Source organism: Pseudomonas sp. JUb42 (assembly GCF_024807945.1).
GTDB lineage: Bacteria > Pseudomonadota > Gammaproteobacteria > Pseudomonadales > Pseudomonadaceae > Aquipseudomonas.
Genome location: NZ_JANUFD010000021.1, coordinates 1 through 20,393 on the forward strand (window position 1 = coordinate 1; position 20,393 = coordinate 20,393).

At 59.9% G+C, this 20,393-nt stretch carries 23 protein-coding genes and 1 pseudogene; 5 read left to right on the top strand and 19 right to left on the bottom strand.

The features are described 5' to 3' along the window. A partial coding sequence (locus M2401_RS31220) for a helix-turn-helix transcriptional regulator (protein WP_259109970.1) occupies positions 1–198 on the top strand: 198 nt, incomplete at its 5' end. A gap of 548 nt (positions 199–746) precedes the next feature. Here the strand turns inward: M2401_RS31220 and M2401_RS31225 are convergent. From M2401_RS31225 to tnpA, 6 genes are all read right to left on the bottom strand, one after another. After that, on the bottom strand, positions 747–929 hold the full coding sequence (locus M2401_RS31225; RefSeq protein WP_259109973.1) for a hypothetical protein: 183 nt from the start codon (positions 927–929) through the stop codon (positions 747–749). Between the two features lie 24 nt (positions 930–953). Beyond that, on the bottom strand, positions 954–1,196 hold the full coding sequence (locus tag M2401_RS31230; RefSeq protein ID WP_259109975.1) for a hypothetical protein: 243 nt from the start codon (positions 1,194–1,196) through the stop codon (positions 954–956). A 108-nt stretch (positions 1,197–1,304) separates the two neighbouring features. After that, positions 1,305–1,739 carry a hypothetical protein gene (locus M2401_RS31235; protein WP_259109977.1) on the bottom strand — a complete coding sequence of 145 codons (435 nt, stop codon included), beginning with the start codon at positions 1,737–1,739 and terminating at the stop codon, positions 1,305–1,307. 107 nt (positions 1,740–1,846) lie between these two features. Beyond that, positions 1,847–3,373: an IS66 family transposase gene (gene tnpC, locus M2401_RS31240; RefSeq protein ID WP_259109979.1), complete on the bottom strand. Its 1,527-nt coding sequence runs from the start codon at positions 3,371–3,373 to the stop codon at positions 1,847–1,849. A 62-nt stretch (positions 3,374–3,435) separates the two neighbouring features. After that, positions 3,436–3,771, bottom strand: coding sequence for an IS66 family insertion sequence element accessory protein TnpB (gene tnpB / locus M2401_RS31245; protein WP_259109980.1), 336 nt, complete (start codon positions 3,769–3,771; stop codon positions 3,436–3,438). Next, positions 3,768–4,124: an IS66-like element accessory protein TnpA gene (gene tnpA / locus M2401_RS31250; RefSeq protein ID WP_259109982.1), complete on the bottom strand. Its 357-nt coding sequence runs from the start codon at positions 4,122–4,124 to the stop codon at positions 3,768–3,770. The genes tnpB and tnpA overlap by 4 nt, the downstream gene beginning before the upstream one ends. Positions 4,125–4,187: 63 nt before the next feature. On the opposite strand from tnpA, the pseudogene pelG reads away from it, so the two are divergent. Then, positions 4,188–4,532 (top strand): annotated as a pseudogene (gene pelG, locus M2401_RS31255) (exopolysaccharide Pel transporter PelG); the annotation flags it as partial. A 153-nt stretch (positions 4,533–4,685) separates the two neighbouring features. Here the strand turns inward: pelG and M2401_RS31260 are convergent. The 3 genes from M2401_RS31260 to M2401_RS31270 all read right to left on the bottom strand — a co-directional run bounded on the left by M2401_RS31260 (position 4,686) and on the right by M2401_RS31270 (position 6,231). Next, the gene (locus M2401_RS31260) at positions 4,686–4,973 is read right to left on the bottom strand and encodes a type II toxin-antitoxin system RelE/ParE family toxin (protein WP_259109984.1); all 288 of its coding nucleotides are present in this window, start codon (positions 4,971–4,973) and stop codon (positions 4,686–4,688) included. Between the two features lie 2 nt (positions 4,974–4,975). Beyond that, on the bottom strand, positions 4,976–5,266 hold the full coding sequence (locus M2401_RS31265; RefSeq protein ID WP_259109985.1) for a type II toxin-antitoxin system Phd/YefM family antitoxin: 291 nt from the start codon (positions 5,264–5,266) through the stop codon (positions 4,976–4,978). 173 nt (positions 5,267–5,439) lie between these two features. Next, positions 5,440–6,231: a substrate-binding domain-containing protein gene (locus M2401_RS31270; RefSeq protein ID WP_259109987.1), complete on the bottom strand. Its 792-nt coding sequence runs from the start codon at positions 6,229–6,231 to the stop codon at positions 5,440–5,442. A gap of 266 nt (positions 6,232–6,497) precedes the next feature. Between M2401_RS31270 and M2401_RS31275 the strand changes: the two genes are divergently transcribed. The 3 genes from M2401_RS31275 to M2401_RS31285 all read left to right on the top strand — a co-directional run bounded on the left by M2401_RS31275 (position 6,498) and on the right by M2401_RS31285 (position 9,880). Then, positions 6,498–7,580 carry a glycosyltransferase family 2 protein gene (locus M2401_RS31275; RefSeq protein WP_259109989.1) on the top strand — a complete coding sequence of 361 codons (1,083 nt, stop codon included), beginning with the start codon at positions 6,498–6,500 and terminating at the stop codon, positions 7,578–7,580. Between the two features lie 271 nt (positions 7,581–7,851). Beyond that, complete coding sequence (locus M2401_RS31280; protein ID WP_259109991.1) at positions 7,852–8,490, top strand: hypothetical protein; 639 nt, start codon at positions 7,852–7,854, stop codon at positions 8,488–8,490. A gap of 73 nt (positions 8,491–8,563) precedes the next feature. Then, positions 8,564–9,880: a PAS domain-containing methyl-accepting chemotaxis protein gene (locus M2401_RS31285; protein WP_259109992.1), complete on the top strand. Its 1,317-nt coding sequence runs from the start codon at positions 8,564–8,566 to the stop codon at positions 9,878–9,880. Positions 9,881–9,963: 83 nt separating this feature from the next. Here the strand turns inward: M2401_RS31285 and M2401_RS34370 are convergent, their stop codons facing one another. The 10 genes from M2401_RS34370 to M2401_RS31335 all read right to left on the bottom strand — a co-directional run bounded on the left by M2401_RS34370 (position 9,964) and on the right by M2401_RS31335 (position 20,281). After that, on the bottom strand, positions 9,964–10,389 hold the full coding sequence (locus M2401_RS34370; RefSeq protein WP_310504166.1) for a hypothetical protein: 426 nt from the start codon (positions 10,387–10,389) through the stop codon (positions 9,964–9,966). A gap of 344 nt (positions 10,390–10,733) precedes the next feature. Continuing rightward, positions 10,734–12,338: a hypothetical protein gene (locus M2401_RS31295; RefSeq protein ID WP_259110026.1), complete on the bottom strand. Its 1,605-nt coding sequence runs from the start codon at positions 12,336–12,338 to the stop codon at positions 10,734–10,736. 12 nt (positions 12,339–12,350) lie between these two features. After that, positions 12,351–13,172: a glycosyltransferase family 2 protein gene (locus tag M2401_RS31300; protein ID WP_259110028.1), complete on the bottom strand. Its 822-nt coding sequence runs from the start codon at positions 13,170–13,172 to the stop codon at positions 12,351–12,353. Positions 13,173–13,181: 9 nt separating this feature from the next. Next, complete coding sequence (locus M2401_RS31305) at positions 13,182–13,538, bottom strand: multidrug efflux SMR transporter (protein WP_259110031.1); 357 nt, start codon at positions 13,536–13,538, stop codon at positions 13,182–13,184. Then, positions 13,535–14,359 carry a sugar phosphate isomerase/epimerase gene (locus M2401_RS31310; protein ID WP_259110033.1) on the bottom strand — a complete coding sequence of 275 codons (825 nt, stop codon included), beginning with the start codon at positions 14,357–14,359 and terminating at the stop codon, positions 13,535–13,537. The genes M2401_RS31305 and M2401_RS31310 overlap by 4 nt, the downstream gene beginning before the upstream one ends. After that, positions 14,356–15,150, bottom strand: a complete 795-nt coding sequence (locus M2401_RS31315; RefSeq protein WP_259110035.1) for a pyridine nucleotide transhydrogenase — start codon at positions 15,148–15,150, stop codon at positions 14,356–14,358. Before M2401_RS31315 ends, M2401_RS31310 begins: the two co-directional genes overlap by 4 nt. Positions 15,151–15,162: 12 nt before the next feature. Then, positions 15,163–16,296 (bottom strand): FAD-binding oxidoreductase, encoded by a 1,134-nt coding sequence (locus M2401_RS31320; RefSeq protein WP_259110037.1) that lies wholly within the window; start codon positions 16,294–16,296, stop codon positions 15,163–15,165. Next, positions 16,296–17,309 (bottom strand): glycosyltransferase, encoded by a 1,014-nt coding sequence (locus M2401_RS31325; RefSeq protein WP_259110039.1) that lies wholly within the window; start codon positions 17,307–17,309, stop codon positions 16,296–16,298. Before M2401_RS31325 ends, M2401_RS31320 begins: the two co-directional genes overlap by 1 nt. 487 nt (positions 17,310–17,796) lie before the next feature. Then, on the bottom strand, positions 17,797–19,659 hold the full coding sequence (locus tag M2401_RS31330) for a DUF4214 domain-containing protein (protein ID WP_259110041.1): 1,863 nt from the start codon (positions 19,657–19,659) through the stop codon (positions 17,797–17,799). A gap of 196 nt (positions 19,660–19,855) precedes the next feature. Continuing rightward, positions 19,856–20,281 (bottom strand): hypothetical protein, encoded by a 426-nt coding sequence (locus M2401_RS31335; protein ID WP_259110043.1) that lies wholly within the window; start codon positions 20,279–20,281, stop codon positions 19,856–19,858. Between the last annotated feature and the right edge of the window lie 112 nt (positions 20,282–20,393).

A 20,393-nucleotide genomic window follows, 5' to 3' on the forward strand; every position in this document is an offset into this window, starting at 1 on the left:
CGCCGTGCCTTCAAGCAGGCGTTTGGCAGGTCGATGCTGCACTACCTGCGCGACCGTCGCATGGAAGTGGCTCGTCAACTGTTGTGCGAACGCAAATGGCAGGTGGCGCAGGTTGCGTACCGTGTCGGCTACGCAGACCCGGCCAACTTCACCCATGCCTACAAGGCGCGGTTCGGGTATCCGCCGGGGATGGAGTGAGCGGCGTATTGAATCAACCGGGGCTAAGCCGACTTGTTTGAGCACCTCTGCGGCCACTTGGGACCCATCGTACAGCCGAACGACCTGTGCTGCAGCAGCCCGCCGTGCTCGAATTTCGTGAGTGCCATGGTCGTTTTTCGTGACTACTGGCTGTCTTTGAGAATGATGTGTGTGCTTGCTTGAAAAGCGATGTTGTCAGCGGTCGCATGGGTTTAAGGCTTATCCCGCAGAAGCGAGGCTGAATGATCTGGCTCAGTTTCAAACGCATTAAACCCTCGGTCGATTTCCTAGCTAATTACTGCGCCTGGCGAACACGCTTGCAGACGACGCCCAGCAAGAGCTGGCCGTGCAGCGTATATGTTGCCGAAACGCTACGGCGCTCCGCTTCGTCTGTAGCGTCGAGGCGACCATATTCAGGGCCTTCACATAAAGAGTCTTCCAACGCTCTAGGGCGAGCTCGATGCGTGCCAAGTCGGCGGCAAGGTCGGCCCAATCAACCAGCAAAGGCGCTGCGACGATGGGCGTTATCTCGGTCATGGTTACTTTTCCTAGCCAACGACGCATTGTTTGAAATTGGCCCAACCACTGACCGGGGAGGTAAAGAAATTGAGCGTTGCATCACCAAATCGAAAGAAGGCGTAACAGGCCATGACCAGCACTGCCACGGCAAAAATGATGGAAAGCAAGTCCCTGGTGGTGAAACGATTACGATTGTCAGCTTTGTGGGTCATGAGTCAATTCCTAGAACAGTTCAGTTACTGACAATGGGGCTTAGCTAATACTGCGGTAGCTGTGGCAGCCACCTGCGGATCGCCGCTTGCGGCCAATTTATGCAGCTCAGCAGTGCATGAGTCGCGGACAATTTCGGCAGAGTGATCCTGAGCAAATCGATTAACTGCAATCCCTGTAGGCGCATCAATTAGTAGGCCACCAAGAAACACACCGGCGACCAACGCTGGAAAGGGAATGCTGAAGACAACTGGTTCAAACTTACTCATGAAACATTCCTGCTCGACCTAGGGGAGCAAAAAGTGTCCCTCTCCTACGTCCTCGGCCCCGGTTTTTTAGGCCAGGGCTTGAGGGTGCATCTGAGCGCTTTCCTCGATCTAAGCGCGCTGATCGCGCAGGGCTGCCAACGCGGCATCGATCTTCGCGTCAGCCACCTCGAACTCAGCGGCCTCTTCGCTTCCAGGCACGAACGAAACCGACTCATTGATCAGAAGGATCCGCATGCGACCGTGCGAAGCTTGAGGTTGGGTGCGGTGAGAAATGAGGTTCAACTCGTCACTGATGACCGTCAGAAGGATTAACGACCTAGCCGCGCAAAGTGGTGCTTGAGGCTGGCGGTCAATCCTCATCGCGGTGGGCTGCCTGGTGATCGGCCCAATTACAATTTCATCCACGCCGCCCTGGCGCTTGAAACTGTGGATATCCTGCTCTAGACACTTCTCTGTTCCCGAGAGGCGCTCGCCGTTCTTTGTGGCGATCCAACAAGCACGGTACTTACCGTAAAGGGATCCTGAATAGTCCGCGGCAAGCACCTGCTCTACTTTCTCCTTTACTTGAGCGTTAAGCAGTAAAAAACCACGTCTATCAGGTGGCAAATCTATTTAGATCGTAAGCGTCCGCCGAAGTCACCTTGCACGACTTAGGCAGATACCCACTGATGCGGCAGCAGTTGCTCAATCTCACTCGCTCGCTGCGTCGGTAACCGCGCCAGCACATCTTTAAGATAGGCATACGGATCGTGCCCATTCATGCGCGCCGATTGGATCAAACTCATGATCGCCGCCGCCCGCTTGCCGCTGCGAAGCGACCCGGCAAACAACCAGTTGGAACGTCCAAGTGCCCACGGCCGAATCTGGTTTTCGACTGCGTTGTTGTCTATGGGTACAGCCCCATCCTCCAGGTAGCGCGTCAGCGCTACCCAGCGTTTAAGGCTGTAATCCAGGGCTTTGGCTGTTGCTGAGCCGTTAGGCACAAGATCGCGCTGGGTCAACATCCAGTCGTGCAGTGCTTTCGCCAATGGTGCTGCTTTTTCTTGCCGGACTCGCCAACGATCCTCGTCACTCATGTCTCGCGCTTGGCGTTCAACCTCGTACAAGCCGCCAATCGAGTGCAGCGCCTGCTCTGCCAACTGGCTTTTATTCGCCACGTGCAGATCGAAAAACTTACGGCGGGCGTGGGCCATGCAGCCGATTTCGGTCATGCCCTTCTCGAAGCCTGCTTTGTAGCCAGCAAAGTCATCGCACACCAGCTTGCCGTTCCACGTGCCGAGGAAGTTACGCGCATGCTCACCGGCCCGGCTCGGGCTGAAGTCATAAACCACAGCTTTAATTGCCGAGAACGGTGTGGTGCAGTAAGCCCAGACATAAGCGCGGTGAGTTTTCTTCTGCCCGGGCGCAAGCATTTGCACAGGCGTCTCGTCGGCATGGACGACTCGCTGTGCCAAGACAGCTTCTCGCAAGGCATCAACCAACGGTTGAAGCTGCACACCGGCCTGCCCAACCCATTGCGCCAGTGTTGAGCGAGGGATCGCTAAACCGGCGCGCCCGAAAATTTTCTCCTGCCGATACAGCGGCAAGTGGTCAGCAAACTTCGCCACCATCACGTGAGCCAGCAGGCCTGCGGTTGGGATGCCCTTGTCGATCACCTGGGCCGGTACCGGCGCCTGGATCAGTGTTTCGCACTGACGGCAGGCCCACTTTCCACGCACGTGTTGTTCGACGGTGAACACGCCTGGCGTGTAATCCAGCTTCTCGCTGACGTCCTCGCCGATGCGCTGGAGCTGGCAACCGCAGGAGCACTGGGTGTTTTCTGGCTCATGATGAATGACGGTGCGTGGAAACTGTGGCGGCAACGGCGTGCGCTTTGGCTTTTGGCGCGCCTCTGCTGGAGCTGGAGCGGGAAGCAGTGCCGTCAGCTCGGCGTCGATAGCCTCAAGATCGATGTTAAGCAGATCGTCGAGCAAGCTGCCTTGCTCAGGACTGATCTGCTCGCTGCGCTTGGCAAACCGGTGCCGCTTGAGGAGTGCGATCTCGTGGGTCAACTGCTCGATGATGGTGTCATCGCGGTGGCTCTTTCTGCCCATGGTGTCGACCTTCGACAGCAACTGCGCAGCGAGAACGCGCAGCTGGTCGGGGGTCATTTGGTCGAGGTTGGGTAAGGAAGTCATGCCGTGGATTTTACCAATGCAGACCGTCTGCGGCAGCAGGCTCAGACGTTAATTACAGCCTTTTAAAGGATCGTTATTGCACCGCCCGCGCCAACGCGCTGCCAATGCAGACCAAGTATCAGGGCCTGAAGTTGCTCGGCATCCAGCTCCAACTCGCTACCTTGTCGAATGCCTGGCCAGTGGAATTTGCCTTGGTTCAACCGGCGTGCCGCCAGCCAGACACCAATCCCGTCGTGCACCAGCACTTTCATTCGGTTGGCCCGTCGATTGGCAAAGATATAAGCGCAGTGCGGCTTCGCCGCACCGAACACCGTGACAACTCTGGCCAAGGCGGTCTCGGTGCCGGCGCGCATATCCATGGGCTCGGTGGCGAGCCAGATGGCGTCGATGCGGATCATTGAGTGAGGCCACGGATAAAACGGGCGCACCCGTCGGGATCGGCCAGTGGCCACTTCACGGTGAGGTTTTGATGGCCGAAAGGAACGTCGATACTGACGGACATGTGCAGATCGGCCTGGGGTGGGGATGGTAGTTTTATCGGAACAAAAGCGGGCAATGTTGTCGCCTCACAATCACGATAAAGAGGTATCCATTTGCGAACCAGATTGGCGTTGATGCCGTGGCGCAGGGCTACGCTGGCCATCGACATGCCAGGTTGCAGGCATTCCTGGACGATCTGAGCTTTAAAGGGCTTGGGGTAAGAAGTTCTCTGGCGCATGGCAATCCCGATGATAAGGGCGATGGTGTCCACGTATTTTTTAAGTGGAGAACATCGTCCTTATTGCAGGGATCGGGTAGGTGACTTCGCCGGACGGTTACGTTGTACCTGTTCGCGCCGCGTGTGCTGGAGTGGCTGGGCGTGTCCAGTTATTACCTGCCGCTGTTCTACGTCGACCTGATCGGCGTGAGCATCCAGGTGGTGTTCATGGCCCTGCTCAACGTATTTTTCTACCTCGACAAACGCGCCATCGCCTTGCAGCTGTGCCTGCTGTTCGTGGTCCTCAACACCGCCCTGACCCTGTTCAGCCTGCACCTGGGGCCGAGCTTCTTCGGCTACGGTTTCACCCTGTCGCTGCTGGTCTGCGTGCTGCTGGCGCTGCAACGCCTGACCATCACCCTGGATGACCTGGAGTACGACACGTTTATGTTGTCGAGGTAAATGCAGGTGCACTGAATTTTATGGGCGCGAACTTGTGGGAGCGAATTCATTCGCGAAGAGGCCAGTGCAATCGACGCATTTCTATCGTCTGGACTACCGCCTTCGCGAATGAATTCGCTCCCACACTGGCTTTTGTTTGTTGTGCGATTGGGCTTACAGACGCTTCTCTGCGGCCTGATAGACCTCTTTGTCACGTCTGGCGCCTACTGCAACGATGAGGATTTCAAGAACACCTTGATCGACCCTGTAGACGATCCGGGTGTCTCCAACCCTGATACGCCTGCATCCCGCCAGGCTGCCCCGAAGAGGGGTTCCCAGTTTGTCCGGCTCTCCATTTTCAATCCGTTCGGCAATAACCTTCAGGATTCGTGAAGCGGTCGCGTTGCCGAGGCAGTCAAAATCGTCTTGAGCGTCTGGATGGAACGTAACAACCCAAGCCATCCTTATTCCTTAGACGCGTATCGCGCTTGCATGTCACTCAGGGAGATGGCTTTGGTTTTATCAAAAGTACTGAGCCGTTCACGAGCGACAGCGTCTACGCGCAAATCATCAAGCTCATCCAATAGCTCCTGATAGGCGTCGACATTGATGATGACTGCTGCTGGCTCGTTGTCTTTGAAGATAACCAGGCGCTCTGTTGCTCGACTGGAAACTTCCTTCAGGCGAGCGCTAAAGGTTCTTACCATCGTAGTGACTGATACGGCTTGATCAGCTCGGTCCAGAAGCGCTGACATGTTTTTTCTCCAGCTCGGGATGCCATGGCACACAAATTATACGTATTTAAATACACATTAAAAAACGTATTATGATGCGTACTATAGACCAATTCCGATAGGTAGAAAAGCCAGCCTTCTGGCCAGCCTGTTTCTACAAGGTGGCCTCAGTCAATTAGCTAAAGCACCCAATCTTATTTTGCAATCGGATCCAACCCACTGGCCTTGATCGCCTTCGCCGCTTCTTGCGACGCAAGGAAATCCAGCAGTTGGCGGGCCTGTTCGGGGTGGGTGGTGCGGCTGACGATGCCACCGGCGTAGAGGGTCATCTGTTGGGCTTGATCAGGGATCAGGCCGACGATGTCGATGCCCTCCACCGGCTTGAGTTCGCTCAGCTGCTGGAAGCCGATCTGCGCCTCGCCACGGGCCACGACTTCACCCACGGGCGTGGCCGGAATCATCTTGCTCTTGTCCTTGAGGCGGTCGCCGATGTGCATCTGGTTGAACAGCACCCGGGACAGGTAAACGCCACTGGCGCTGTCCGAATAGGCGATGCTCTTGGCGTCGAGCAGGGTCTGCTTGAAAGCTTCCATGGTACTGATATCGGGCTTTGGATCACCGTGGCGGATGGCCATGGCGATATAGGATTTACCCAGTTCGACGCGGCTTTTCGGGTCGACCAGGCCGTCCTTGATCAGCCGGTCCAGGGCGCTGCTGACCATCAGCACCACATCGGCCGGCTCCTTGCGCGCCAGGCGGTTGGGGATGGCCTGGGGCGTGGCGCCCATGGACGGCGCGGTCTGGGCCACCAGACGCACGCCGGTGCGTTGTTCGTAGTCGGCACTCAGGGCCTGAAAGGCGGACATGATGCCGCCGGAGCTCAAGATGACCAGTTCGACGGGTTTCGGGGCTGTAGCGGCATTGACGAAAGCCGCAGGTACCAAGGTGATTGCAGCGCCGAGCAAAAAGGGAAGCAGTTTTTTCATGTGAACAAGAGCCTGACTGTGAAAGGAACGCGGGGGCGATTATGTGGCAAAGTCGCCTCGGGTGTACGGATATCGAAAATGCAGACAATAGCCGCGTTACAGAGCAAGGCAGCAGAGTCATTTCACTGAGCTAAGTTTCATGAAACCTGCGCCGCCCGTTCAGCGGTACGGGGTTTCACCGCTCGTCGCTTGTGGCCTCAGCCCACGGGCAGCGATGCCACACTGCCTGTAAAGGGGAATCGGACTCCCCGGCCCAGGACCTGCCAATGATCGATGATCATTTCCCAGGGGCCTCGTGCAGTATTCATGGTCGTTCGCGTGTAGATGAAAGTTCAGAGCGCCCGGTTTCACCCAGCCCGGCCGGACCCGATCCGGCGGCGGCAGCCATCCCCGCACTATCTCTCCCCGCCGACCGGACTGCCTCGTCAGGGCCGCGCATTGCCATTTTGTTATGCACCTACAATGGCGGGTCCTTCCTTGAGCAGCAGTTGCAGTCGATCCAGCGCCAGAGCTGGCCGAACTGGCAAGTGGTGGTGTCCGACGACGGCTCGAGCGACAGCACTCTGGACATTGTCAGGCGCTATCAACAGGCCTGGGGGCAGGAGCGATTGCGGCTATATGCCGGGCCTCGTCGCGGCTTTGCGCATAATTTCATGTCGCTCACCTGCCGCGCCGATATCGACGCCGATGCCTATGCCTGGTGCGATCAGGACGATATCTGGCGCGAAGACAAACTGCAGGTCGCCGTGGCCTGGCTGCGGGGCATTGCTGCCGGAACGCCGGCGCTGTATCTGGGGCGCACTGAACTGTTCAGCGAGGCCGAGCAATCATTGGGTTATTCGCCGCTGTTCCGCCGCCCGCCCTCGTTCGCCAACGCTCTGGTGCAGAGCATTGGCGGTGGCAACACCATGGTTTTCAACCGTACGGCCTGCCAGCTGCTGCGCTTGAGCGGCAGTTGCCAGGCGATCGTGTCCCATGACTGGTGGGCCTATCTGCTGGTCTCCGGCGTCGGTGGCCAGGTGCGTTACGACGCTACGCCCTACGTACTGTATCGCCAGCATGGCGGCAATCTGGTCGGCGCCAACGCCAGCTGGACGGCCCGCTGGGTGCGCCTGCGCATGCTGTTTCAGGGCCGCTTCAAGAACTGGAACAGCATCAACATCGAAGGCCTCGAGCGCCTCGAACAACAACTGACCCCCAGCAACCGCCAACGCCTGGAGACCTTCAAGCGCCTGCGTCATCAGGGGCTGGTGTTACGGCTGTTCAACCTGTTGCGGTGCGGGGTGTATCGGCAGACGTTGCTGGGCAATATCGGCCTGGTGGTGGCGGTGGTTTTGAAGCGGCTGTAAGGGCGAGCTACAAGCATTTTCCCTGAGCTGAAATGGAATTTTGTAGGCGTTGCCGAAGGCTGCGAACGCGTTTACCTGATACACCGCTATCGCAGCCTTCGGCAGCTCCTACAGGGAGAACTGTTCCCATTTTAGTCGTCGGGTTTTGGTAGGCGTTGCGCCAAAGCCACATGCTGCCCACCTGCCACCCCTACCGTCCGGCGTAACCATTTGTGTATCAAGAGGTTGCAGGCCTAATCTGCAAACTGGTCAAAACCCCGTCACTAAGGCAATGAACACAACCACTGAAACCGATATTTCCGGTCTCAGGTGTTACGACAAGGTTGTCGATGCTGTCACCTACACCGTTCCACGCGGCATCACCCGGGAAGCCAGGGGCCGTGTGTGGATTGTGCGAGTCCTGAAAAACAAAGAGCCGCTGGTACACGCCCGCTTTACCGATGCGCGCTTTGGCGGTACGCGTCGGGCGCTGGACGCGGCCATCATTCACTTGCTGCACAGCGGTCTGGCCTGGCGCAGTGAGGATGTCCTGTCGTTGAACGAACGTGCCGTGGTGCACTGGCGCAAGCGCAGCGGTGTGGGTTTGTGTGCGGTGGCGTATGTCAGTCGCACGGCCGAGGATCGGGCCCACGCCGGGCGCGGTGAAACCCTGTTTCTGGCGACGTTCCGGCGCATCGCCAGCGGGCGCGGAATGGACAAGTTTCGCGGCAAGTTGATCGAGGTCCTGGAGCTGGCCTATGCGCTCAAACATGACGGCGAAAAAGCGCCCTATGTCGAGCAGAAAAAACTGCGCCGCGAGGCGGATAAAGTGCTTGAAAGTGAAGCGTTTGAGCGCTTTCTCGAGGCCGGTCAGCGCAAGGTCGATCAAATCGTCGTGACTGAGTATCTGGATGCTGTCGAACCGCCATAAACGCCTCAAGAAACGGGGTGCGCAGCCGATGTTTCAAGCATCAATCCAGCCCATAAAAATGAGCGCATCTCCAATGTTCAATCAACGTTTGAAAAAAGAGTTAGCGACCCTTCAGGAGGAGCTTTCGTCTGTCCAGCAAGTGCGTGCCAGCCTGGACAGCGAAATGTTGGTCGTTCACCTCGATGCCCAGGGACGGATTGAGTCAGTAAATGCCAATTTCGAAAAAGAAATGAGCTATCGGGCAGCCGATATTGTGGGGCGCTCCCCGGAAGATCTGGTGCCGGCCCACGTCAAGCAACTGGACTTTTTCCAGCGCCTCAAAGCCGCCCTCAGCCGCGGCGAACACCTCAATGGTGCCGTGCGTCTGTTGCGCGGTAATGGCGAAGAAGCCTGGCTGCGCTCGATTCTGCAACCGGTGCGCGACAGCAATGGCCGGGTGAAATCCTTCACCCTGCACTCCAGCGATCTGACCCGCACCATCGAAAGCTCCCGCGAACACGAAAACCTGATCGCCGCGCTGCAGCGCTCCACCGCCGTCATCGAGTTCAACCTGGACGGCATCGTGCTGGACGCCAACTCGCGCTTCCTCGGCGCCGTGGGTTACTCGCTGGAGCAGGTCAAGGGCAAGCATCACCAGATGTTCTGCGAGCCAGAGGAATACAACTCGGCGGCCTACAAGACCTTCTGGGAAAAACTGCGCCGTGGCGAGTTCGTCACCGGCCGCTTCAAACGCGTCGACAGCCGTGGCCATACCGTCTGGCTGGAAGCGTCCTATAACCCGATTTCCGATGCCCATGACCGCCTGTACAAAGTGGTCAAGTTCGCCACCGTCATCACCGACCAGGTCAACCGCGAAAACGCTGTGGCTGAAGCGGCGAACATTGCGTTCAGCACCTCGCAGCAGACCGATGGCACCGCGCAGAAAGGCGCCGGTGTGATTCAGGAAACCGTCGACGTCATGCGCGAACTGGCCCAGCACATGGAACAGGCAGCCGAGAGCATCGCCGCCCTGGACAAGCAGTCGCAGATCATCGGCTCGATCATCAGCAGCATCAGTAGCATCGCCGACCAGACCAACCTGCTGGCCCTCAACGCCGCCATCGAAGCAGCCCGTGCCGGTGAGCAGGGTCGTGGTTTTGCCGTGGTAGCGGACGAGGTTCGGCAACTGGCCTCGCGTACCAGCAAGGCCACCGAAGAAATCGTTGGTGTCGTGGCACAGAACCAGAAACTGGCCGAACAGGCGGTAGCGATCATCGTCAATGGCAAGCAACAGGCGCAACAAGGCCTCGAACTGGCCAGCCAGGCAGGCTCGGTGATCGTCGATATTCAGGACGGCGCGCAGCGTGTGGTCAGTGCCGTAGGGCAGTTCGCCAATCAGCTGTCGAGTTAAGGGCGGAATTTTGAAGCGAGGGGTTTTGCGCAGGCAAAATTAAGCCCGGCAAAAGCCGGGCTGGAGAGACAAGCGCCTGGGGATCAGCTCAGGCGGCTTGCACCGATATGGTCAGCACCATCAGCAGCGACACGGTTTGCACCAACGCGGTCAGCACCATCAGCGGCTACGCGGTTAGCACCAACGCGATCAGCACCATCAGCAGCGACGCGGTTTGCACCAACACGGTCAGCACCATCAGCGGCTACGCGGTTAGCACCGACGCGATCGGCACCATCAGCAGCGACGCGGTTTGCGCCAACGCGGTCAGCACCATCAGCGGCGACGCGGTAAGCACCGACACGATCAGCACCATCAGCAGCTACGCGGTTTGCACCTACATGATCAGCGCCGTTTTCGGCAACGACTTGGGCGTTCAGTGGGTCATGACCAGTGATGGCTGGAAGAGCGAAGGCGCTGGAAGCCAGAACAGAGAAGGCCAGGCCGAAGATCAGTTTGGAAGTTTTCATGAGGGTTGCTCCAGATCGGTTAGAAGTTGTTGTTAACTCGGTATGGAGGTAATGCTACGCCGCTGGGATTTATTAAGAAGTCAATGCGATTGGTACCGATCATTGCTGAAATTGATAGTGTTTAGGGAACGAATTGTGGGGTGAATTCGCCAAGGCATTCCAGGCGACGAATATCTATCGAATGTGCCCGCCCCTTCGCGGATAAATCCGCTCCCACAAGGGCGCACATCCCGGTTCCACCGCGCTTGCCGCTATCTGTAGGAGTGGCTTTAGCCGCGAGCACGTCCTCCCGGCCAAAGCCGGTCCTACAGGGGGGGCGTTATTGCGCGACAGCGCTGTGAGCCTCACTCCACCTGCCGATACCTCACGCAATACCCCAACCCACACACCTGCTGCGCATACCGTTCGAGCACGAAGGCATCCAGCGTTGGAAAGCGCTGGCGCATGTCGCGGCCGTCGATGCGGTAGGAGGGAAAGGTGGTGGAGTAGACGATGGCGCTGGGGGCGGTGGTGTTCAGGGCCTGGATCAGTTCGGCTTCGTAGTCGGCGTTGGCGTAGACCGGGTAGGTGAAGCGGGTGCAGGCGGGGCGGTCGAGCAGGGCGTTGATCACGCCGTTGTTGGCCAGGTCGAAGACGCAGCCGACTTGCCGTTCCTGCAGGCGCGCAGCGGCCCAGCCGGCGCCTGGGGTCAGTGTTGCGCTGTTGCTCGGTGGCGTATTGAGGCGGGCCAGCCACTGGTACTGACCTTCACGCAGGTGCTTGCCGTGGCTGTAGAGCAGCGCCGACGCCGAGAGGGTGAGCAAGGCCAGCAGGGTCAGGTGGCTCAGGCGCAGGTCGCGGGCGTCTTGATGGGGCGTGCAGGCGTAGGCCGTCAGGCAGGTGATCAGGAAGAAGCCCAGGTTGTGCTGCAGGACGGTCAGGGCGGCGCTGACACCGATCAGGATCGGCAACAGCAGCACCGCGCGACCAAGCTGCAGATCCTTGCGCGGCAGGCTCAGCAACAGGCACAGCGGCGCCCACAGCGCACTGTAGATATGTTCGACGTCGGCGCGGTTCAGGCCGATCTTGAGCATGATCACCGTGAGCAACAGCAGCACGCAGCGCAGCGTCAGACGCTCCAGGGAGCGCCGCTCGCGCCAGGCCGAGCGCAACCCCAGGGCCATGACGAACAGACCAATGGCGGCGGCGAACAGACTGAGGATCAGCGCCTCGCCGCGCCAGCCGTAACCCCACTGGGCCGAGGTGGCGAGCAGCACGCGCAGGTTGTCCAGATAGCCGGGCAGCGAGAACGGCCCGGACACCATGCCCAGGCCAAGCAACGTCAGGGCCGCGCCCAGGGCCACCCACCACTTGCTGCGTCGCTTGATGGCCAGGATCAGCAACGGCGGCCCGAAGGCAAAGGCGCCGGCAATACCGCGATCAAACGACCAGAACAGCCCGAAGCCCAGCAGCGCCCCGAGAAGCAGGCGCAGGATCGTGGCTGCCGGCACTCGCCAGGGCCGCTCATGCAGCAGCACGAAGACATACAGCGCCGCCAGTAGGATCAGGTCGCGATAGCCGACGAAAAATCCCGCCGCCAGGGCCGTGGCCAGCAGCAGCGTGCCGCGCCAGGGTCGCTGACGGGACAGCTCGTCAGCGATCAGCAGCAACAGCGCGGCGGCAAGGATATTGAGCACGGCATACAGCGCCACGGTCGGCAGCAGATAGTGGTCATCACCCCAGATCAACCGCGCCAGCCAGGCGGGCAGCACATCGACGACCCCATGAATGCTCAGGGCCCGAAAGGGCGGCGCGGTGGTGCCGAAATAGCTGACGGCGGTGGCGAAGAACTCGCCTTCGTGGAAGGGATCTTCAAGGATCAGGCTGCCCTTGAGGTGGGGCGCGATAATGAACAGCACGCACAACAGGCTCAGGGCCAGGGCGCGCCAGGGTCGATGCAGCTCGGCCATAGCGGGACATCCTCAGGGGTTGTAGTGGCCCAGGCAGGCCTTGAGCAGCACCTGGACGAGCGACAGGTTGCCGCGCACGTTGCTGATCTTGGTCGGCACCTCGCCCTTGGGGTAACGCCGCGCACTGGGCAGCTCAACGCAGCGGTAGCCCAGACGCGGCGCGCGATAAGACAGGTAAGCGAGCAGCTCGTAGGTCATGAACACCTGGCGAAATGGCGCGACGGCCGGGTCCAGCAGCAGGGCGCGGCTGTAGGCACGAAAACCCTGGGTGGTGTCGGTCCAGTCAAAGCCTGAGGCTAGGCTCAGCAGCGGCGCGTGAATGAAGCGAATGGCGAAGTCCCGCGACGTGGGGGTGTTCTCGGCCTGACCACCGGCGATAAAGCGCGAGGCCTGGACGAAGTCCACACCGTCGCGCAGGGCGTCGATAAAACCGGGGATGGCCGCCGGGTCGTCCTTGTCGTTGCCATCAATGGTGACGATGCCGGCATAACCCTGATCCAGGGCAAAGGCGTAGGCGCAGCGCAACTGGGCGCTGAGCTTGCCGGGCCCGGTCTTGCGCAGCAGGCCACTGACGCCCAGAGCCTGCAGGGCTGACAGCTCAAGCGAACCATCGCTGCTGCCGCCATCGACGATGATGATGTCGGCGACGGCGGCGATGTTCAGGGTGACCATGCGCTGCAGCAGGCGGGTGATGCGCGGGCCTTCGTTGATCACCGGAATGACCACGCACCACGGCTGTTGGCGACCGCTCCAGAGCGGCGTATCGAAGGTCGGTACTTGCCAGGCGGTACGCTGTGCCTGTGTGGGTTCGGCACTGGAGAGAGCAGGGGGCATGGGGTTTCCTCAGGCGACATGGGCGGTGATCAGCGCCACCCCGGCCATGACCAGGACGATCCCGGCGATGGTCGTCCAGTAGAAGGGCTCGCGAAAAATCAGCGCCGAAGACAGCGCCACCGTGGCAATCGCGCCGGCGGTCAGCACCGGGTGGGCGACGTTCAGGGGCAGCCGTACCAGCGCCGCGGCATACAACAGGAAGGCCGCGCCATACAGCACCAGGCCCAGCCAGAACGGCCAGTTGCTCAGGGCGGCGATGGGCTCTTTGAGGGACGGGAACTGGCGCGGCGGCATCATGGCCATCTTCACCAGCACGCTGGCCGAGGCGTTACAGAGAATGCCGCTGAGCAGGATCAGCCACTTCATGACGCGGTACTCCCGTAATGCCGCTGCGCTACCTCCACAGCCCGCTCGATGGACCATTCGGCCGGTTCGTGGGGGCTGCTGAGCATTTCGATGCTGACCACATGAGCAGGCAGATAGCGGCGGATGGCCTCGGCCATGCGTGGGTGATTGGTGCTGCCATCGCCCAGGGGCCGCAGATTCGGTTCGCTGGCATGGATATGGCCGATCTGCCCGGCATGGCGCTGCAGGATGTGCCAGGGGTCTTCGTGGTTGATGGCCAGGGCACCGGTGTCCAGTTGCATGCGGATGGCCGGGTGAGCGACCGCCCGGACCACTGCGGCGGTGCTGTGGCTGTCGGTCATGAAGTTGGCGCCGTAACAGACCGGATTGGGCTCAAGGCAGATGCATACGCCATGGGCCAGGGCAATGTCGCCCAGGGCCTGGAAAAAATCCGTGGCGCGCCGCTGCGTCTGCTCATCATCGAGGCCGCTGCGATCGCGGTTCTTCGGCGAGCCGAACACCAGTCGGTTGGCGCCTATCCCTGCGGCAATCCGGCAGACCGCTTCCAGGTGATACAGCATGGCCAACTGGCTGGCCGAGTTGCCGAACAGGTTCAGGCCAGTGGTGCCGAACAACAGCGACTGCATGCCGACGATGTTGATGCCGTGGTCAGCCCACCAGCACCTGACTCGGGCAATGTCGCTGTCCTGGGCCTTGAGCGGGTCGGGGAAGTATTTGCCCGGGGCAATATCGATGGCATCGACGCCCTTGCGGGCCAGCAGTGCGGCAATCAAAGGGTCCTGGTGGACTTCCCAGGCAATGTTGGATATCGCCAGTCTCATGGATGCACGTCTCTTACGGCGGGAAGGGTTCGCGGCTCGGACTGCGCGTAGGCGCGGATGGCCTGCACGGTGTCGCGAAAGCTGTAGGGGTAGCGGCCACGGCTGCCGAACACCTGGGCATGGCGGCTTTGCAGGTCGTAATGGGCCACAGGGCCGACTAGGCGATTGCTGAAGGTGCGGCCAAAACCCAGGCGCGCGACCTCGCCGACGCTGATCGGTTGCGCGCTCAGGTGCAGGCGCTGCAGGCGGGCGTCGAGGGCGGTCTGGATGTCCCAGCTCAGGTTGACCATGGGGTAGAACTGGAACAGCGCGCGGCTGTCGATGGCGTCCAGGTTATTGCCGTTGTGCAGGTCGAAGATCACGTTTTTGCGCAGCCCCGGGCCGACCAGGCCGGGCAGGCGAACGATCAGCGCCTCAGGGAAATGCGCCTCGACGAACTGCTCCAGGCGATAGCGATGCAAGCCATAGGCATGCAGACCGTTTTCCAGCACTGGGCTGTTCTCATCGACGCCATGGGGTTCGCGAAATACGTCCACGGTGCTGATCAGCACGAACTGGCGGCAGCTCACCGTGCGCAAATGGCCGATCAGATTTTCGATGGCCTGCCAGTCGGCCTCGGGGTTCTGGTTGGCCCGCCATTTCTGCCCGGGCGCGGCGGCGCAGATCACTCGTTCGAAGGCGCGGCCGCAGATATCGCCGATGTTGTTGGCGCGATAGCGCTGATCGAACGTCTGTTGCCGCAGCAGGGTGCTGCCCACGAATCCGGTGTAGCCGAGCAAGGCGGTGGTCATGTGGCTGCTCACTCAATCAGGGCGGGTAAAAGGCTCGGCGTCGAGCTTTTCCAGCACGTCGTAGATGTTGTCGATCTTGCCGCCCAGCACCGAATAGCTGCCGGGCAGGTGCGCGTGTTTTTCAAAGAGGATCGGGCGGGCGTCGTTGCTCTCGTTCATCACCAGCACGGTTTTGACTTCGAACAGCGACTCGACATAACGAGCGCCGCGCACCGCCGGGATATAGCGCTCGACGTCGCGCAGCATATGGTCGACGCGGCTCTGGCGCGGGTAGTGCTGCAGCTTGTCGTAGGGGTTGCGTCCTGGCTCGTCCTGCCAGTGCAGATGCGGGGTGTAGCGCACATGGGAAAGGCTGTGCAGGCCCTTGGCCGGAAACGGCATCATGGAGAAGAACGGCCCGTCCATCAGGGTGATGCCCAGGCTGTCCAGAGCCGCAGGCATCTGCAGCAACGGCATCTCGGTGATTTCCTGTTTGAGCTGGGCCTGAATGCCGGGAAAGTCGCCGCCCAGCTGATTGAGGCCGCTGTAGGTGCAGTTGAAGGCATAACGGCAGTGCAACCGCGACTCGTCGCCATCGGCCCGGCGCAGCACCGCCTCGATGCCGCCTTCGCTACCGCGATACAGCGCCGTGACCTGGGTCTGGCAGCGCACCTGGACCTCACACTCGCGCAACGCCTGCTCAGCCCACTGCGCCAGCTTGCTGGAGTCGAAGGCGAACTCCTGAACCTCGAACACCGCCTCGATCAAGCGTGGTTCGAACAGGCCGCGCAGCGCCGGGCTGGCTGGCTGGATCGGCGCGCCGATATCGCGACAGAAGCGCTCGAACTGCCGCGCCGTGACCTTGGAATTGCGTCGGGCAATGGCGTAGAGCTTGGTGAAGTCCTGCTTGATGATCGCGGGCCAGTCGCTGACAAAACGCGGCAGATTGACCCGGCTGCGGTAGGCCGTGGTGAAGCTGCGCGGGTAGTGATAGCCGTTATGCACCCGCGCCTGATTGTTGAAGGAGGCGCGTTGCATCAGCGCTGCTTCACGCTCGACCAGCACGATATGACGCAGGCCGCGCTGACGGGCCAGGTAGACGGCGATGGCGGCGCCGTAGAAACCGCCGCCAATGATCAGGGCGTCGATGGGCTGTGCGTCGTTCATCAGCGGACCTGACCGTGTAACGGCGCAGGTGGGGTGGGCGCTTCAGCGATATTGAGCTTTTCCCGCCGGGTCATGCGCGCGCTGGTGAACTCCTGACCGACGTGATAAAGCGGCCCTTCGTTGGACAGGCTGGCCATGTTCAGGATGTATTCGCCCAGCACCAGCAACACCAGGGAAATCAGGAAAAACATGCTCGACTGCAACAGCGAGACACTGACCCAGCCCGGCGCCACTTCGGTCTTGAACAGGGCGATGGCCACTACGTACACGCAATACAACAGGTTGCTCACTGCGCCGAACAGCGACAGCGCCGTGACCAGGCGCATCGGTGCGCGGGTGGTGGACACCAGCAGGCGCACGCCGCGATCGATGCTGTCGCGCAGATGCTTGGGCCGCGTGGCCTTGGGCGCGGCGCTGTAGCACAGGGACGCCCGGGCAAAACCGCCGGTGGCCGGCAGATGACGATACGACATGGCCGGATGCGGGTGCTGCAGGATGAAGTTGATCACCCGCTTGCCCAACAGCCGGTACTGCGGCGCCTCGCTGGCCAGGTGGATGCCGTTAAAGCGCTGGTAAAGCCAATGGAACACGGCAAAGGCGCAGCGATAAGCCAGGCTCTGGGGCGGCTTTTGCGCGTTGTTGGCGAACACCACATCGGCGCCGGCCATGGCCCGCTCGATCATCTGCGGGATGAAAGCGACGTCATCGTTGAGCGGATCAATCACCACCACCACATCGCCTAACGCGTTCTCCAGGCCAACCCATGACGCTGTGTCGGCATCGACTTCCTGGGTCAGGGCATAGACCTGCAGGTTGGCCAGGCCATCCTCGGCGGTCAGGCGCTTGAGCACCGCCACGCTGTCATCTTGCGACGCGTTATCGACAATGATCAGTTCAAAGTCGCTGGCCAGGGCGGCAATCACCGAGGCGGCGTGCACCAGTGTGGCTTCGAGGCTGTGGGATTGATTGCGAATCAGAAAGACGACAGATAAAAAACCAGGATAAATGTCCATATTGATCCTCAGAAAAACAGGGATCAGACACTCAGGCCGACGAGCCTCAAACTGCGTTATTTCATTGAGCGGGGAGGGTCTGTTGCGTTGTGCGTATAGCTACCGCCTGCCGACGTGTTGTCAGCAAGGCTGGCCTTTAAGAGAGGGCAGAAACAGGCTTTGCTATATCAGCGGTTGTTCAGGGAACTGTCAAATAAAAATGTCAATTTTTCGAGATTATAAATAATGGAATTTATAACGTTATGATTTAATTGAATAATAAATATTGACGCTGGTGAGGGGGCGACTTTGTTCTCCAGGTGATTTTGTTGACTCAGAGAGTGGAAAGGTTCTGTGGGAGCGGATTTATCCGCGAAGGAGCCTGGACAGACAACGGACTTGCTGTGCCTTCATACCCTCATTCGCGAATGAATTCGCTCCCACGGAATGCGCCTCCACAGAGTTCGGACTGATAGCTTTATAGATAGCTATCAGCGCGAACAGCTGATCAAGATATAGAGCTGATGGAGCCTGTGCCGAATGTCAGTCCAGAGGCCACGGTAACGCCCGTAAGTTGGATCAAGGCATCGCCGGCTTGAATACCTGCTGTCGCGTTACCAACCACAAACAGATAGCTGTTGCCGGAGTCGGTAAACACTGCACTGGAGCCCGCAACATCAGTACCCATTGCGCTGACCACTGCATCCAGTTTCTTCACCAGGGTATTGTCTGCCGGATTGAAGGTTGCCAGGCCTGTCGCCGAAATAGCCGCCGTACCTGATACTGCGCCCACCACGGCCGCTGCCACCGAAAGGGGTGACGAAGTGAAGGTGATCGTGTTGTTAGTGCCAGCGGTCCAGTCAGTAATAGTATCGGCCGCCGCGATCAAAGCGGTTGAAGTAGTGGTCGCTGTGAAGTGAGTGGACGAGAATAGAAAAACGTTAGTCCCGGCGCCACCGGTCAAGCGATCCGCTCCTGTACCTTCCATAACCGTGTCATTGCCAGAGCTGCCGATAAATGTCTGCCCGCCGCTGCCCAGGGTTACACTCGAAGCTGAGCTGGTATCGACCACTGTGCCGGCGCCATTGGCGATGCTGATGGTGCTGCCGCCGCTGCTTCCCGACAGGTGAATGGCCTCAAAACCGGTCAGGCCGCTCAGGTTGGTGTTCGCAGTCGCCGCACCCACATACAAGGCATCCGCCGGGCCGACAGCAGACAGCGTCTTGCCCGTCAGGTTGGCGGCGGTATCGCTGATCAACGAACTGGTGCTGACCGACAGGCTGATGCCGGCGGCCGTTTCCACGGTATTGACGTCGGCAAAGTTGCCCACCACGTTCCCACTGACATTCACCGCACCAGTGGTCGCGGCATCGAGGATGATCAGATCGGTGGCCGCCACGCTGCTGTCGGTCACGCTGGCAATCCAGGTGCCGGTCTTGGTGATGCCGGCAGCGCCTGCAAACGTCTTGATATCGGTCGCGGCGCCAATCACGTTGGTCACGGTACCGGCGTTGATGGTGGGTGTGCTGTGCAGATCGAGGTTGTTCAGCGCGGCGGCGGTGACGCTGGTATCGGTCAGCTTGATGCTGCCGGTGCCCAGCACGGTCAGGTTGCCCAGGTTGGCCACCGTCGTACTCAGGACGTCGGTGCTCGCCAGGCTGATACCGGTCGCGGTGGCGGCGTAATTGACGGTCGGCGAGGTGAAGCCTTCCCGGGTAAAGGTCGCGACCGAGCTGCCCACAGTACCGGACCAGGCTACGGTGATATCGCCGATGGCATAGCCACCAAACGAGACGGCGTGGGTGGTCGGGTCTTCAACGACGGTAAACAGGGTGTTGGTGGCGGTGGCCAGGGCGAAATCAGCACTGCTCAAGGCATTGGCCAGGGACGCTGGCGAAGCATCGACCTGGGTAAGAAAGCTGCGCGCCGAAGCTGCTGGAACCGCACCGCTGTAACCGCTCAGTTCCGCTGCGGTATCGATCTGCGCGGTAAAGGCCTTGGCGGCCGCCAGCTTGTTGGCCACTGCAGTGGCATCACCGACCCCGGCCGATTGCTGGATGGTCCACGAGGCCTGGGCCTGGGTCACTTTGCCGGACTCCAGTTGCGCAACCCAATAAGCCAGGCCTGCGGCTTCTGGCAGACGGCCAAAGGCATTCTGGTAGATCGCCGTGACTTTTTGCGTCGACGTGCTGCCACCGAACAGGGCTGTTGATTCAGTCGACGCCGAGAAGCCGGCAATCACCGCCGCGATGCTGCCTTTGGCGGCATCGATCTGGGCGGCCCAGTAGGCCTGCCCGACAGGATCGGCAGGGCGGCCGAAATAAGCGATATAGAGTTGTTGAACCTGATCAAAATACGTTGCAGCGGCCATCGGTCATCCTCGGTGTTCTTTTAAAAACAGTGCAGTACTGCGTCAGGGGACGGTTCTTGTAAATGCCGCCGCGTCTAGTGGCACATTAACATGCATGTTTTTGATAAAACGAGGGGCAAGCTATCAACACCGAGGCTTTATTGCGGGCAAAATTAAGCCCGGCAAAAGCCGGGCTGGAGGGACAAGCGCCTGGGGATCAGCTCAGGCGGCTTGCACCGATATGGTCAGCGCCATCAGCAGCTACGCGGTTAGCACCAACGCGATCGGCACCATCAGCAGCGACGCGGTTTGCACCAACGCGGTCAGCACCATCAGCAGCGACGCGGTTTGCACCAACACGGTCAGCACCATCAGCAGCTACGCGGTTTGCGCCAACGTGATCAGCACCATCAGTTGCGACGCGGTTTGCACCGACACGATCAGCGCCATCAGCAGCAACACGGTTTGCACCAACGCGATCAGCACCGTCAGCGGCTACGCGGTTTGCACCTACATGGTCAGCGCCGTTTTCGGCAACGACCTGGGCGTTCAGTTGGTCATGACCAGTGATGGCTGGCAGAGCGAAAGCGCTGGAAGCCAGAACAGAGAAGGCCAGGCCGAAAATCAGTTTGGAAGTTTTCATGATGGTTGCTCCAGATCGGTTAGAAGTTGTTGTTAACTCGGTATGGAGGTAATGCTACGCCGCTGGGATTTATTAAGAAGTCAATGCGATTGGTACCGACCATCGCTGAAAT